Source organism: Microbacterium hominis, assembly GCF_013282805.1.
Taxonomy (GTDB): domain Bacteria; phylum Actinomycetota; class Actinomycetes; order Actinomycetales; family Microbacteriaceae; genus Microbacterium; species Microbacterium hominis_B.
The window spans coordinates 2,178,022-2,190,999 of sequence record NZ_CP054038.1; the positions used below are offsets into that span (position 1 = coordinate 2,178,022).

General features: G+C 72.3%; 13 protein-coding genes. 5 read left to right on the plus strand and 8 right to left on the minus strand.

The window, feature by feature from the left end; translation table 11 throughout:
• Positions 1–160 precede the first annotated feature (160 nt).
• Entirely contained in the window at positions 161–652 is a 492-nt protein-coding gene (locus HQM25_RS09815) for a PKD domain-containing protein (RefSeq protein WP_172990066.1), read from the plus strand.
• Here the strand turns inward: HQM25_RS09815 and HQM25_RS09820 are convergent.
• Genes HQM25_RS09820 through HQM25_RS09835 form a run of 4 tightly spaced genes read right to left on the minus strand, consistent with a single transcriptional unit; the run spans position 571 to position 4,926 of the window.
• Entirely contained in the window at positions 571–1,902 is a 1,332-nt protein-coding gene (locus HQM25_RS09820; RefSeq protein ID WP_172990067.1) for a DUF6716 putative glycosyltransferase, read from the minus strand. The two genes, HQM25_RS09815 and HQM25_RS09820, sit on opposite strands and share 82 nt — an antisense overlap.
• Positions 1,899–2,771: an N-acetylneuraminate synthase family protein gene (locus tag HQM25_RS09825; protein WP_172990068.1), complete on the minus strand. Its 873-nt coding sequence runs from the start codon at positions 2,769–2,771 to the stop codon at positions 1,899–1,901. Before HQM25_RS09825 ends, HQM25_RS09820 begins: the two co-directional genes overlap by 4 nt.
• Positions 2,768–3,973, minus strand: coding sequence for an acylneuraminate cytidylyltransferase (locus HQM25_RS09830; protein ID WP_172990069.1), 1,206 nt, complete (start codon positions 3,971–3,973; stop codon positions 2,768–2,770). The genes HQM25_RS09825 and HQM25_RS09830 overlap by 4 nt, the downstream gene beginning before the upstream one ends.
• The gene (locus HQM25_RS09835; protein WP_172990070.1) at positions 3,970–4,926 is read right to left on the minus strand and encodes a hypothetical protein; all 957 of its coding nucleotides are present in this window, start codon (positions 4,924–4,926) and stop codon (positions 3,970–3,972) included. Before HQM25_RS09835 ends, HQM25_RS09830 begins: the two co-directional genes overlap by 4 nt.
• A 173-nt stretch (positions 4,927–5,099) precedes the next feature.
• Here HQM25_RS09835 and HQM25_RS09840 point away from each other — a divergent pair, with 173 nt between their 5' ends.
• Positions 5,100–6,029 carry a 5'-3' exonuclease gene (locus HQM25_RS09840; RefSeq protein WP_172990071.1) on the plus strand — a complete coding sequence of 310 codons (930 nt, stop codon included), beginning with the start codon at positions 5,100–5,102 and terminating at the stop codon, positions 6,027–6,029.
• A 72-nt stretch (positions 6,030–6,101) separates the two neighbouring features.
• On the plus strand, positions 6,102–7,280 hold the full coding sequence (locus tag HQM25_RS09845; RefSeq protein ID WP_172990072.1) for a sensor histidine kinase: 1,179 nt from the start codon (positions 6,102–6,104) through the stop codon (positions 7,278–7,280).
• A gap of 13 nt (positions 7,281–7,293) precedes the next feature.
• Here HQM25_RS09845 and HQM25_RS09850 read toward each other — a convergent pair whose 3' ends face one another.
• From HQM25_RS09850 to trpD, 4 genes are all read right to left on the minus strand, one after another.
• Positions 7,294–8,592, minus strand: coding sequence for an MFS transporter (locus HQM25_RS09850; RefSeq protein WP_172990073.1), 1,299 nt, complete (start codon positions 8,590–8,592; stop codon positions 7,294–7,296).
• Between the two features lie 55 nt (positions 8,593–8,647).
• Positions 8,648–9,643, minus strand: a complete 996-nt coding sequence (locus HQM25_RS09855; RefSeq protein ID WP_172990074.1) for a PHP domain-containing protein — start codon at positions 9,641–9,643, stop codon at positions 8,648–8,650.
• Between the two features lie 43 nt (positions 9,644–9,686).
• The gene (locus HQM25_RS09860) at positions 9,687–10,199 is read right to left on the minus strand and encodes an aromatic ring-opening dioxygenase LigA (RefSeq protein ID WP_172990075.1); all 513 of its coding nucleotides are present in this window, start codon (positions 10,197–10,199) and stop codon (positions 9,687–9,689) included.
• Between the two features lie 101 nt (positions 10,200–10,300).
• A complete protein-coding gene (gene trpD, locus HQM25_RS09865; protein ID WP_172990076.1) occupies positions 10,301–11,359 on the minus strand; it encodes an anthranilate phosphoribosyltransferase in 1,059 nt (352 codons plus the stop codon).
• 146 nt (positions 11,360–11,505) lie between these two features.
• Here trpD and ctaE point away from each other — a divergent pair, with 146 nt between their 5' ends.
• Positions 11,506–12,147, plus strand: a complete 642-nt coding sequence (gene ctaE, locus HQM25_RS09870) for an aa3-type cytochrome oxidase subunit III (protein WP_172990077.1) — start codon at positions 11,506–11,508, stop codon at positions 12,145–12,147.
• Positions 12,148–12,167: 20 nt separating this feature from the next.
• On the plus strand, positions 12,168–12,971 hold the full coding sequence (gene qcrC / locus HQM25_RS09875) for a cytochrome bc1 complex diheme cytochrome c subunit (RefSeq protein WP_172990078.1): 804 nt from the start codon (positions 12,168–12,170) through the stop codon (positions 12,969–12,971).
• The last annotated feature ends 7 nt before the right edge of the window (positions 12,972–12,978 follow it).

Here is a 12,978-nt window from a genome sequence, read left to right on the forward strand (position 1 = left end):
TGGTTCACTCGATTTCTTCGGCGGCAACAGACACGACGAAACGTCAGGCGGTGAGAACGAATCAGCGGAAGCTGATGGTCCCCGAGCTGGCAATATCGCAGAACCCGCAGCTGAAGAGGAAGATTGCGGCATCCTCGGCTGCCGGGACATCTATACCGTCGTGACGATCCCCGACGTGACGATCGAGGACCTCGTGTCGTTCCGGCCGGCGGCACCGACCCTCACCGGCGAGCCGGGAGGATTCGGCGTGGTGGGCATGCCGACGAATCTCGTCGCGAGCGCGCAGACGCAGTTCCTCAGCGGCACGCTGCTCGGCAGGGACGTCACGGTGCGCTTCACCCCCGCCGGCTACGTGTTCGACCACGGCGACGGCACGTCCTCGCGCACGACGACGGGCGGCGCGTCGTGGGAGAGCCTCGGCCAGGCCCAATTCACCCCGACCGCGACCGCCCACACCTACCGCGCACGCGGCACGTACCCCGTGACGGTGGCGGTGCAGTACGCCGCGGCGGTCGACTTCGGCACGGGCTGGCGCCCGGTCGACGGGTTCGTCACGACCCCCGGCGCCGCCTACGGCGTGCGGGTCGTCGAGGTGCGCACCGCCCTGGTCGATCGCACCTGCGGCGAGTCGCCCTCCGCGCCCGGCTGCTGATCCCTCGCCCGAGCCGCGTGCAGCGCGCGCCGCACCCGCTGCAGCGCGCGCACCGCCGTGCGGGCGGGCAGTCCGACGGCGAAAGCCACCGCACCGCCCACCGATCGGTCGTGACGGCCGAGCGCGCTCTTTCGCTCCCACGCGTCGCGCAGCAGACCCCCGCGCCGCGCGAACGGCGGAGCGAACGGCAGCGCGCCCGCGCGCCGCGCCTCGACGAGCGCGGCGGTGCGCTCGGCCCAGTCGTCGTCGTGGGGGTTATGGAGGTAGTTGTCCGTGCACCAGGGCGTGCTCGGCACGCGATAGCGGCGCTCGATGACGTCGCGCTCGCCGCCGAGGAGACCTCCGTCGGCGAACACCTCGTTGATGAGCTCGGGCCCGACCCCGAAGGTGTCGATGCCGATGACGGGGATGCCGCGGGCGACGGCCTCGATCGCCGCGGTCGAGCTCACCGTCACCAGTCCCTCCGCGCGATCGAGCGCGCGGCGCATCGATCCCGTCGAGGTCACGAGGTTGGCGGGCAGCGTCTCGCCTCGACCGATCAGGGCGAGAAGCTCGGGATAGCTGTCGGCCTCGGCGTGGGTCTGCTGCTCGCCGGCGGCCGCTCGCAGCTTCACGACCACGCGCCGTGACGGGTCGGCCGCGGCGGCGCGCACCAGCATGCGCGCGAGGCGCAGCCGGTCGCGCCGCAGAGCCGGCACCTTCGCCTGCGCCGCGAAGACGAGGTCGGTGCCGGTCTGCCGGTCCCCCGCGCCGGTGGCGAAGGGCAGGCGCGCGAGCGCGAACCGCTGCATCAGTCCGCGTTCGGCGGCCAGCCGGGCGAACTCGCGGTGCTCCCGGTGCGAGTGCACGACGAACAGGTCGCACTGTGCGCGATAGACGAGCGCCTTGCGCGTGGCCGGGATCGAGATCCCGGGCAGCCCGGTGACGATGACGGGCCGCGGCGCGCTCCGGGCGACGAGCCGCGCGAGCACCCGCACGAGCGGCCCGCGTGCGGCGATGAGCACCGCGTCGGGGCGGCGGTCGGCGAGCAGCCGCGCAAGGTCGTCGTAGTCCGCACGTCGCACGGCGCCGTCGGCCAGCCCGCTCCCGGCCACCGACGCGGCCAGCTGCGCATCGCTGACCACGAGCGGGGTGTCCACGACGAGCAGCTCGGGCTGCCACGCGGCATCCAGCCCGCCCAGCAGGTGGGCCGCCCACTTGACGTAGGAGTCCGTGTCGGCGAGGCCGACGATGCGCAGGGGGCCCGTCACGCCGGTACGCGCCGCAGCTTCGCCATCGGGGCGAGCTCCCCCGGGTACACGCGCTTCACGCCGTCGCCGAGGGCCGACTCGATCACGCGGATGTCGCGCACGAGGTGCTGGAGCCCTGTCGGCTCGAGCGAGGCGGCGTGGTCCGAACCCCACATCGTGCGATCCAGGGTGATGTGCCGCTCGACGGCGACCGCCCCGAGCGCCACCGCGGCCAGCGAGATCTGCAGCCCCCGCTCGTGGCCCGAGTAGCCCACGGCCACGCCCGGGTAGCGGTCGCGCAGCACCGGGATCATGCGGAGGTTCGCCTCCTCGGGCTCCATCGGATAGGTCGAGGTCGCGTGCATGAGCAGCAGGTGCTCGGTGCCGAGCACCTCGATGGCGGCGTCGATCTCCTCGATCGTCGACATCCCCGTCGAGAGGATGACGGTCTTCCCGGTGTCGCGCAGCGCCCTGAGCAGCTCGTGGTCGGTGAGGCTGGCCGATGCGACCTTGTGCGCCACGGCGCCGAGTTCCTCGAGGAACTGCACGGAGGGCACGTCCCAGGGCGACGCGAACCATTCGAGGCCGCGGAGCATCGCGTAATCGGAGATCTCGATGTACTCGTCGCGTCCGAACTCCACGCGCTGCCGGTACTCGAAGTAGGTCATCGTGCCCCAGGGCGTCTCCCGCGGCACGTCGCGCATGTGCGGCGGCGTGGCGATCTCGGGCGTGCGCTTCTGGAACTTCACGGCGTCGGCTCCGGCATCGGCGGCGACGTCGATCAGCCGCTTGGCGATGTCGACGTCGCCGTTGTGGTTGAGCCCGATCTCCGCGATCACATACGCGGGACGGCCGCCGCCGACCACCCGTGCGCCGATCCTGACGGTCATTTCTTCTCCTCGAGTCCTGCGGGTTCGAATGACGAGGCCGCGGCGCGCGCCCGCAGCACGCGCTCGGCCAGCTCCCGCACGGCGCCGTGCCCGCCGGCGTGGTCGAGCACGACACGGGCCGCGCCGAGCACCTGCGGGTGCGACCCCGGCACGGCGACCGGCCAGCCCACGGCCTCCAGACAGGCGAGGTCGTTGACGTCGTTGCCGAGGTACGCGACGCGACGGAGGGGGATGCCGCGCTCGGCCGCCCACACCCGCAGCGCCTCGACCTTGTCCGAGGCGCCCGGCAGGCCCTGCCGCGCCTCGACGCCGAGCTTTCGCGCACGGGCGGCGACCACGGGGTTGGTCTCGGTCGAGAGGATCATCACCGGGATCCCGGCCTCCACCAGGCGCGCGACGCCCCACCCGTCGGCACGGCTGACGACCACCGACTCGGTGCCGTCCTGGGAGATGTGCGCGGTGTCGTCGGTGTGCACGCCGTCGAAATCGGTGACGACCGCGTCGGCATCCACTTCGGCGGGCACATCGATGAGCGGCGCGATGGCGCGCGCGAGCTCCAGCTCGGCGGCGGTGTCGATCTCGATGGCCGTGCGCTCGGGCACCTCGACGATGCCGATGCTCCCGAAGAAGCGGTGGCTCGCCGCGCGGAACCCGGCCGCGCGCATCACGTAGAACGCGCCGGTCTCCAGGTAATGCGGCTCCCGGTCCTGGCGTCGCGAGCGGTGGCCGGCGTCGTGCCCGACGGCCTCGGCCGCATCGCCGACGGCGCGCGCCCACAGGAATCCGTAGGTGGGCACGGCCGAGAAGACGCTGTCGCGTCGCCGCGATCGCACGAGGCGGATCGCCTCGTCGAGCGCCGTGCTCGCGATGAACGGCGAGGTGGCCTGCAGGAAGGCGACGACGCCGACATCGATCCCCCGCGCCTCCAACTGCTGCAGCGCGTGCAGCACGGCGCTCTCCGACGACGCGGTGTCGCCGGAGATGACCTCCGGCCGTCGCACGACCTCCGCGCCCCACTCGGCGGCGACCGCGGCGATGTCATCGTCGTCGGTGGAGACGACCACCCGATCGACCCACTGCGCGCGATCGGCGGCGGCCACCGCACGGGCGATGAGCGGGATCCCGCCGACGCGCCGGAGGTTCTTCCGGGGCACGCCCTTGGACCCGCCGCGTGCAGGGATGATCGCGACGACCTCGCTCATGCGGTCACCGTCCCCTCGCTCCGGCCGCGCGACCGCTCGTGCGCGATCGCGACCGGAGCGTCGCCGGGCTCCGTGCGGATGACCGATCCGGTGCCGGCGAGCACGAGGCACAGGGTCGTGAACGTGCTCGAGGGCTGGGTGAACAGCTCCAGCTCCCGCTGCGCCCCCGCCAGCACGAGCTCGACCGGGAGCCCGGCATCCACCAGGTCGACGCCCTCGATCGCGGCGACGGCGCGCACGTGCTCGCGCGCTTCGCGCCGGTGGGGCAGGTAGGCGACCGGACCGCCGGCGACGATGCGCCGCACCCACGCGAGATAGTCGGTCATCGGCATCCGCCCGTCGGTCGGGCGGGCCGATCCGAGCACCACGCGCGAACCGGGCACGGCCGGCGCCGGGCCGTGGGCGGATCGACGGGTCCATTCGAAGCGATGCCCGCCGATCCGGTACCCCCGGTCGCGCATGGCCTCGACCCGGTCGTCGCCGAGCGGGAACACCGTGAAGACGTCGGCGCGCCCGGCGCGGGCACGGCGCGCGATCCGGTCCAGCGCGAAGGGCGCCACGAGCCCGGTCGCGCGGCCTTCGCGCACACCGGGCCGCGCATACGCACGACGGCCGAGCAGCGTGTCGGCGAAGGCGATCGTGTTCGCGCCGTCGTCGAGGAACGTGATGCGGCGGGGCCGCAGGACCGCGGCCGCGAGGCGGAACTGCCCCGAGAAGCCGTCGCCGACCAGCCAGTGGTCGTGCTGGGAGAGCAGGCGCCAGGGAATGCCGAGGTAGGGCTCGCAGACGCCGAACCGTGCGCCGCGGGCGATCAGCTCGTCGGCGGTCGCACCCATCTGTGGGGTGAGGCGCCCGGCGATCGGCACCGAGCGCGCATGGGCCGCCGCCCACTCGGCCGCACCGATCAGCTGCAGCGGTGATTCCACCCACGCCAGGGGCGCCTCGCGGTCCATGCGGTCTCCGTATCGTCGTACGCCGCTCGCCGCACCCCGGGGGTGCGGTGCGCAGCCGTCGTCCCACGGTCGCCGCCGCCGGTGAACGCGGCGGGAATCTCCGGGGATACGGCAGACGACGCGCAGGTGAACGGTCGGGGCGCGCCGGAGCGGGGCGTGCCAGGATGAACCGCGTGACCGATCGCCTCATGCTCCTCGACTCCGCGTCGCTGTACTTCCGCGCGTTCTACGGCGTGCCCGACACGGTGCGCGCCCCCGACGGCACGCCGGTCAACGCGGTCCGCGGGTTCCTCGACATCATCACCAAGCTCGTCACGACGTACGAGCCGACGGGTCTGATCGCGTGCTGGGACGACGACTGGCGCCCGCAGTGGCGGGTCGATCTGATCCCCTCGTACAAGGCGCACCGCGTGGTCGAGGTGGTCAGCGGCGCGCCCGACGTGGAAGAGGTGCCCGACCCGCTCGAGGTGCAGGTCCCGGTGATCCGGGAGGTGCTGGGCGCCCTCGGCATCCCGATCGTGGGGGTCGCCGCGCACGAGGCCGACGACGTCATCGGCACCCTCGCGACCCGCGCCACCGGGCCGGTCGACATCGTCACCGGCGATCGCGACCTGTTCCAGCTGGTGGATGACGCCAGCGACGTGCGGGTCGTCTACACCGCCCGCGGCATGAGCAACCTCGAGGTGCTCACCGACGCCTCCGTCGTCGCCAAGTACGGCGTGCTGCCCTCCCAGTACGCCGACTTCGCCACGCTGCGCGGCGATGCCTCCGACGGCCTTCCGGGCGTCGCCGGCGTCGGCGAGAAGACCGCGGCGGCGCTGCTGAAGGCCCACGGCGACCTCGCCGGCATCATCGCGGCCGCCGAAGCCGGCGAGGGCATGAGCGCCGGGGTGCGCGCGAAGGTGCTCGCCGCCCTGCCCTATCTGGCCGTCGCACCGACGGTCGTCGGCGTGGTGCGCGATCTCGACCTCGACCCGCAGGCCGTGGATGCCGCCCTCCGGCCGCTCGGAGCGGAGGCGCTCGACGCGGCCGACTCGCTCGCCGAGCGCTGGGCGCTGGGCGCGGCGATGTCGCGGATCACCGCGGCCATCGGCGCGGCCTGACCGGTGGGATGCCGCTCACCGCGGCATCCCGGTCAGACGACTCCCAGCCACCCCGGGCGTACGATTCTGTGCATGCCGGGCACCGTGTGGGACGAGTCCGGGCAGCGCCACCTCCCGCCGCCCGCCATCACTCTGGCGGTCCTCGCCGCGATCGCCCTGCTGGTGCAGGTCCCCGCCGCACTGCCGGCGCTGTGGAGCCCGGCGGTGGGCACGTTCGAGGCTGTTGTCGGCGTCGCGCTGGCCACCGCATCCGCCCTCTGCCTCCTCGCCCTGCACCGCGCGCCCGGTCCGGCGGTGGCGGCCGTCGCCGCGCTGACGACGCTCGACCTGTTCGTGCCCCCGGTGGGCGGCCCGCCGTTCGTGGCCGTCGCGTTCGCCGTCGTGGTGGCCATCGTGCTCGGTGCGCGCACCTGGGCGCTGGCCTCGGTCGGCGCCGGGTGGCTGGCCGTCATGCTGCTGGGGAGCCTGCTCGGAATGCCCTGGCACCCCGTGCGGGTGGGCCTGGCGACCCTCGGCGTCGCGGTGAGCTTCGTCATCGGCGAAGCGCTGCGCGCACGCATGGAGCGCGCGGCGGTCGCACGCCGTCAGGTAGCCGAGCGACGGCGTGCCGCCGAGCAGGAGGAGCGCACCCGCATCGCCGGCGAACTCCACGATGTGCTCGCCCGCACGCTCACGCGCATCTCGGTGGAATCGGGCATCGGCCTGCACCTGGCCGAGCGCGACCCGGTACGCGCCCGCCAGGCGCTCACCCACATCCGCTCGCTGAGCGCCACCGGTCTCGACGAGGTGCGCGGTGTGCTGTCGTTCCTGCGCGGCGACGAGCCGGCATCCCTCGACACCGCCCCACTCGCGGCGCCGCCGCAGCTCGCGCAGCTGCCCGCGCTGGCCGCGCAGCGCAGCGGCCTCGGGCTGACCGTGCACGTCGATGACCGCCTGCGCGGAGCGCTTCCGCCGCGGGCGACGCAGGCCGCGGCCTACCGCATCGTGCAGGAGTCGCTGGCGAACGTGCTGCGCCACTCGGCGGCGGCGCGCGCGACCATCGTGCTCGATCGCGGCGCGGACGACGCGGGAGACCTCGTCGTCGAGGTGATCGACGACGGCAGCGGCATCCCCCTCGGCGCGGCCGAGCGGGGCGGCCTGCGCAGCATGCGCGAACGCGCGGTGCTCGTGGGGGGCAAGCTCGACATCATCGCGGGAGACGCGGGCGGCACGGTCGTGCGCGCACGGCTGCCGTGGGCGCCGCCGGCCTGAGCGGCAGGCTCGGTCAGCGCTCCGCGCGGGCGGCCAGCGCCGAGGCGGCCAGCAGCGCCGCGCAGTACGCGATCGCGAGGATCAGCAGCACGACCAGTCCGGTGGCCCATCCGCCGGTGAGCTCGTAGAGCCCTCCCAGCAGCGGACCGCCCAGCGCGCCGAGCGTATAGCCGCCGCCCTGCACGAGGGCCGACATCGTGGCGGCCTCCCTGTCGTCGCGTGCGACCGCGACCATGGCCGAGAAGATGACGACGAACCCGCCGGCGTGTCCGATCGCGCCGATCGACAGCCACAGCCACAGCAGCTCGGGAGCCGCGAGCAGGCCGACTGTCAGCACGAGCCACGTCACGCAGATCGTGATCGGCGCCACCGGGCGCGGTGCGAACCGGGCGAGGAGGGGCACCACGAACGCCCCGACGATGCCCACGCCCTGATAGAGGGAGGCGACGGCGCCCGCCGAGGCCGGCGTGAGCGCCAGTTCATCGGCGGCGAAGGTGGGGAGCCAGGTCGAGAGGGCGTAGTAGATCGTCGTCTGCCCGCCGAAAGCGGCCACGAGCAGCCACGTGACCGGTCGCCGCAGCAGAGCGGGGCGGCGGCCGAGATCGATGGTCGGCAGGGGGCCCGTGATCGTCGCGGGATCGATGGACGACGTCGATGCGTGCATCACCGCCTCTGCGCCGTCGCCGGGATGCCCGCCCCGACCCGCATCGCCGGAGAAGCGATCGCCGAGGCCGCCGACGCGGCGAAGGTGCACGCCCCACACCGCGACGCCCGCGAGCGTGATCGCCGACCACACCAGCAGCGCCCACGACCAGCCGATCGCGGCGGCGAGGGGCGCGGTCAGCAACGATGTCAGCAGCGACCCCACGTTGAGCGTCGCCGCATACGACGCGGTCACCAGCGCGACCCGCTCCGGCGGGACCTCCCGGCGGATGATCACGGGGATCACCACGTTCCCCACCGTGACGGCGGCCCCGATCACCACCATTCCCGCCAGCATCCACCCGAATCCGGGCAGCGCGCGCACGACGGTGCCCACGAGCACGCCGCACAGGGAGATCATCAGCGCGAGATCCGCACCCGCGCGCCGTATCAGCAGCGCGGCGAGAGGGGTGAGCACGGCGAACATCAGCACCGGCGCCGTCGTCATGAGACCGGCAGCCGCCGACCCGATGCCGAGATCGCGCTCGATCTCGCGGAGCACCGGGGTCACGGCGACGATCGGTCCGCGCAGGCTCAGCGCCGCCACGAGCACGCCGATGACCACCAGCCACGGGATGCCGCCGCGGACGGGCCGCACGGGGCCGCTCACGCGTCGCGCGATCGGTCGGGATGGCGGCGCGGGGTCACCTCTCGACGCTAGCGCGTCAGCGCGGGCGCGCGGTCCACGCGCGCAGGCGCTCGAGCGGCCACGTGGTCACGATCCGCTCGGCGGGCACGCCGGCACGCTCGGCCCGCGCGGCGCCATGGTCGAGCAGCGACAGCTGTCCGGGCGCGTGCGCGTCGGAATCGATCGAGAAGAGGCAGCCGATCTCGAGTGCCAGGGCGAGCAGATCGTCGGGCGGATCCTGGCGCTCGGGGCGGGAGTTGATCTCCACGGCGACGCCGTGCTCGGCGCACGCTTCGAACACCGCGCGCGGATCGAAGGTGGAAGGTGGACGCGTGCCACGGGAGCCTTCGACGAGGCGCCCGGTCACGTGGCCGAGCACATCGACCCGCGGATTCGATGCCGCCGCGACCAGCCGGCGCGTCATCGGCCCGCGCTCCATGCGCAGCTTCGAGTGCGCCGACGCGACGACCACGTCGAGCTCGCCGAGCAGGTCGTCGTCCTGATCGAGCGCTCCGTCGTCGAGGATGTCGACTTCGATGCCCGAGAGCAGCGTGAACCCGTCGCCGCTCATCCCGGCCACGATCGGCAGCTGCGCGCGCAGACGCTCGGGCGACAGGCCGTTGGCCACGCGCAGCCGCGGCGAGTGGTCGGTGAGGGCCAGATACTCGTGCCCGAGGGCGCGGGCGGCCGCCACCATGAGGTCGATCGAAGTGAGCCCGTCGGACCAGTCGCTGTGACTGTGCAGGTCGCCCCGCAGCCGCGCGCGCAGCGACGAAGCCACCTCCACACCCGCGCGCGTGCGCAGATCGGCGAGGTAGGCGGGCACCTCACCCGCAAGCGCCTCCTGGATCACCGCGAACGAGGAGTCGCCGATGCCCTTGCGCCGGCGCAGCGCCGCGGCATCCCGCAACTGGTCGTCGGTGAGATCGGCGATCGCGTCCGCCGCGGCCCGGAACGCCTTCGACTTGTACCGCGACGACCGCTCGCGCTCCAGGAGCGTCGCGATCTCGCTGAGCGCCTCGTGGGGATTCACGGGACATCACGCGCCCGGCGAGGGTCGCCGGGCGCGGCCGGCCTCACGCGACGCGGGAGGGTCTGATGACCACGGGTGCGGCTGCCAGACGATGCAGGGCCCATCCGAACATGATCGACAGGACGCCCATGCCCATCGCGAAGGCCGCGACGCCGAACGACACGACCGACGTGAACAGGGATGCCCGCAGGAACGACGCGTTCATCAGCGTCCCGCGGACCGGATCCTCCTGGTCGAGCTCGGCGTAGGTCTTGCCATCGGAGATGGCGAGGGAGTGGGTCTGGATGATGTCCGCCTGCACGTACGCGGTGAACGGTCCGGCGACCGTGGCGCCCTGGAACGCGATCGCGTCGTCGGGCACGACGATCTTCTCGGCCTGCAGCTGCATGGACACCACGATCCACACCACGATGCCCGCGACGATCAGGACGATGCCCGCCACGATCCCGAGGATTCCGACGACCTTGACCCCGCCGAGGCTGCGCGTCGGATTCTCCACCGATGCGGTCTGCTCCGTGGTCTCTGCCCCGGTGCTGTCGGGGGTGCTCTCTGCCATGACATCCTCCTCGCGACGTGTGCGTGAGGCACACGATAGCGGGGCGGGCCGATGCTGCGGAAGAGGGTGCGCGGCGCGTCGGGCGCCGCCGAATCGGCCGGTCAGGCCAGGCTTCGCGTGGCCTCCGCCCAGCGCGCGAGCGTCTGGGCTGCGGCACCCTCGTCGATCGCGGCGGCCGCCACGTCTTTCGCCTCGCGCAGGCGCTCGACGATGGGGCGCTGCACCTGGGTCGCATCCTGGTAGAGGCGGTAGGAGACGATGCCGGCGGCGGCGTTCAGGAGGACGATGTCGCGCACCGGGCCGGTCTCGCCCGACATCACCCGATGCACGATCGCCGCGTTGTGCTCCGGTGACCCGCCCAGGAGGTCGTCGATGTCGGCCAGCGGGATGCCCAGGTCGCGCGGGTCGAGGTCGTGCTCGTGGATGTCGCCGCGACTGACCTCCCACACCCTGCTGTGGCCGGTGGTCGTGAGCTCGTCGAGACCGTCATCGCCGCGGAAGACGAGAGCTGTCGCACCCCGTGTGCGGAAGACGCCCGTGATCAGGGGGACGCGGTCGAGGTTCGCCACCCCGACCGCGTTCGCCTCGGCGCGCGCGGGATTGCACAGCGGGCCGAGGAAGTTGAAGACGGTCGGCACACCCAGCTCGGCACGGGTGGCCGCGGCATGGCGGAACCCCGGGTGGAAGGCCGCCGCGAACGCGAACGTGATGCCGGTCCGCTGCAGCACCTCGGCGACCGCCTCGGGGGCGAGCGTGAGGTCGATCCCGAGCGCCGAGAGGACATCGGAGGATCCGGAGGTCGAGCTCGCCGCGCGGTTGCCGTGCTTGACGACGGGGATGCCGGAGGCGGCGGCGACCACGGCCGACATGGTCGACACGTTCACGGTGCCGAAGCGATCACCCCCCGTGCCGACGATGTCGAGCACCGCCGAGTCGACCGGCAGGTCGAGGGCGGCCTCGAGGATCGCGTCGCGGAAGCCGACCACCTCGTCGACCGTCTCGCCCTTGGCGCGCAGGGCGACGAGGAATCCGGCCAGCTGCGAGGGCGTGGCGCTGCCCGACATGATCTGGCGCATCGCCCAGGTCGACTCCGCCACACTGAGGTCACGACGTGACAACAATGAAGTGAGGATTTCCGGCCACGAGTAGAGCTCCGCCATGGCTCAAGAGCCTAGCCGTCCGCGCGCACAGCCGCCGTTCGGCGCTCTCCGAGCAGACTTTCGGGCTTCTCTTAGGCGGCCCTAAGTTGGATTGAGGCCCAATCGAGCGCGTCCGGTGCGAAAATCGGCGCCCGAGTTCGGCCATAATGGTGTGCGTGACGACCTCCACAGCGACCTACTCCCAGGCCATGCGGTCCGTCAAGCGGCCGGATCCGGTCGCCGTCGGAACCATCGTGTGGCTCGGCAGCGAGGTGATGTTCTTCGCGGGCCTCTTCGCGATCTACTTCACCCTCCGCAGCACCTCCCCCGAACTCTGGGCCGAGCGTACCGAGCTGCTGAACATCCCCTACGCGACGATCAACACGATCATCCTCGTGCTCTCGTCCGTGACGTGCCAGATGGGCGTGTTCGCGGCCGAGCGCTTCCAGCCCTACTCCACGAAGAAGCGCGGCTGGCTCGGCTGGGGCATGGTCGAGTGGTTCTGGCTGACGTTCGCGCTCGGCGCGATCTTCGTCTCGGGCCAGGTGTGGGAGTACGCCCAGCTGATCGCCGAGGGCATGCCGATCACGGCGGATTCGTACGCGTCGGCCTTCTACCTCACGACCGGCTTCCACGCACTCCACGTCACCGGCGGCCTCATCGCCTTCCTCCTGGTGATCGGGCGCGCCTACGCCGTCAAGAACTTCGGGCGCAAGGAGATGACCTCCTCGATCGTCGTGTCGTACTACTGGCACTTCGTCGACGTCGTCTGGATCGCCCTCTTCCTCGTCATCTACTTCCTGAAATAAGAGCGGAGCAGACACCCGACATGGCACGAGCAACAACGCGCCGCTCTCACGGCCGGCGCAGCCCCTGGGCAGCAGCCGCACTCATCGGCATCGGACTTCTCATCACCGGAGGCGCCTATGCGGGCGCCTCAGCCGCGATGGCCGCCACCACCGAGAGCACGGTCGCCTCGACCACCCTCACGGCCGACGACGGCAAGAAGCTGTTCCAGGCGAACTGCGCCACCTGCCACGGTCTCGACCTGCAGGGCACCGCTGACGGCCCGTCGCTGTACGGCGTCGGGGAGCTCGCGGTGCACTTCCAGATGAGCACCGGCCGCATGCCGCTGCAGATGCAGGGGCCCCAGGCTCCGCAGAAGCCGGTGCAGTTCACCGACGAGCAGATCGCCGCGATCGGCACCTTCATCCAGGACGCGGCCCCCGGGCCGTCGTTCCCCGACGAGCAGGTGCTCGACGGCGAGGGCGACGCCGCCCACGGCGGCGAGCTGTTCCGCATCAACTGCGCGATGTGCCACAACGTGGCCGGCGCCGGCGGCGCCCTCACCGAGGGCAAGTACGCCCCCGCGCTGCACACCACCACGCCGCTGAACATGTACGCCGCGATGGTGACCGGCCCGCAGAACATGCCCGTCTTCAACGACATGACCCTGACGGTCGAGGAGAAGCGCGACGTCATCACCTATCTCCTGTACCTGCAGGAGAACGAGTCCGCGGGCGGCTTCAGCCTCGGCTCTCTCGGCCCTGTCTCGGAGGGCCTCTTCATCTGGATCTTCGGCATCGGCTCGCTGATCGCTCTCACCGTGTGGATCACGGCGAAATCCAACTGACCCCCAC

Coding starts and splice junctions, on each gene's coding strand:
- HQM25_RS09825 (WP_172990068.1), bottom strand. CDS start 2,771: ATGACCGTCAGGATCGGCGCACGGGTGGTCGGCGGCGGCCGTCCCGCG.
- HQM25_RS09830 (WP_172990069.1), bottom strand. CDS start 3,973: ATGAGCGAGGTCGTCGCGATCATCCCTGCACGCGGCGGGTCCAAGGGC.
- HQM25_RS09835 (WP_172990070.1), bottom strand. CDS start 4,926: ATGGACCGCGAGGCGCCCCTGGCGTGGGTGGAATCACCGCTGCAGCTG.
- HQM25_RS09845 (WP_172990072.1), top strand. CDS start 6,102: ATGCCGGGCACCGTGTGGGACGAGTCCGGGCAGCGCCACCTCCCGCCG.
- HQM25_RS09860 (WP_172990075.1), bottom strand. CDS start 10,199: ATGGCAGAGAGCACCCCCGACAGCACCGGGGCAGAGACCACGGAGCAG.
- trpD (WP_172990076.1), bottom strand. CDS start 11,359: ATGGCGGAGCTCTACTCGTGGCCGGAAATCCTCACTTCATTGTTGTCA.
- ctaE (WP_172990077.1), top strand. CDS start 11,506: ATGGTGTGCGTGACGACCTCCACAGCGACCTACTCCCAGGCCATGCGG.
- qcrC (WP_172990078.1), top strand. CDS start 12,168: ATGGCACGAGCAACAACGCGCCGCTCTCACGGCCGGCGCAGCCCCTGG.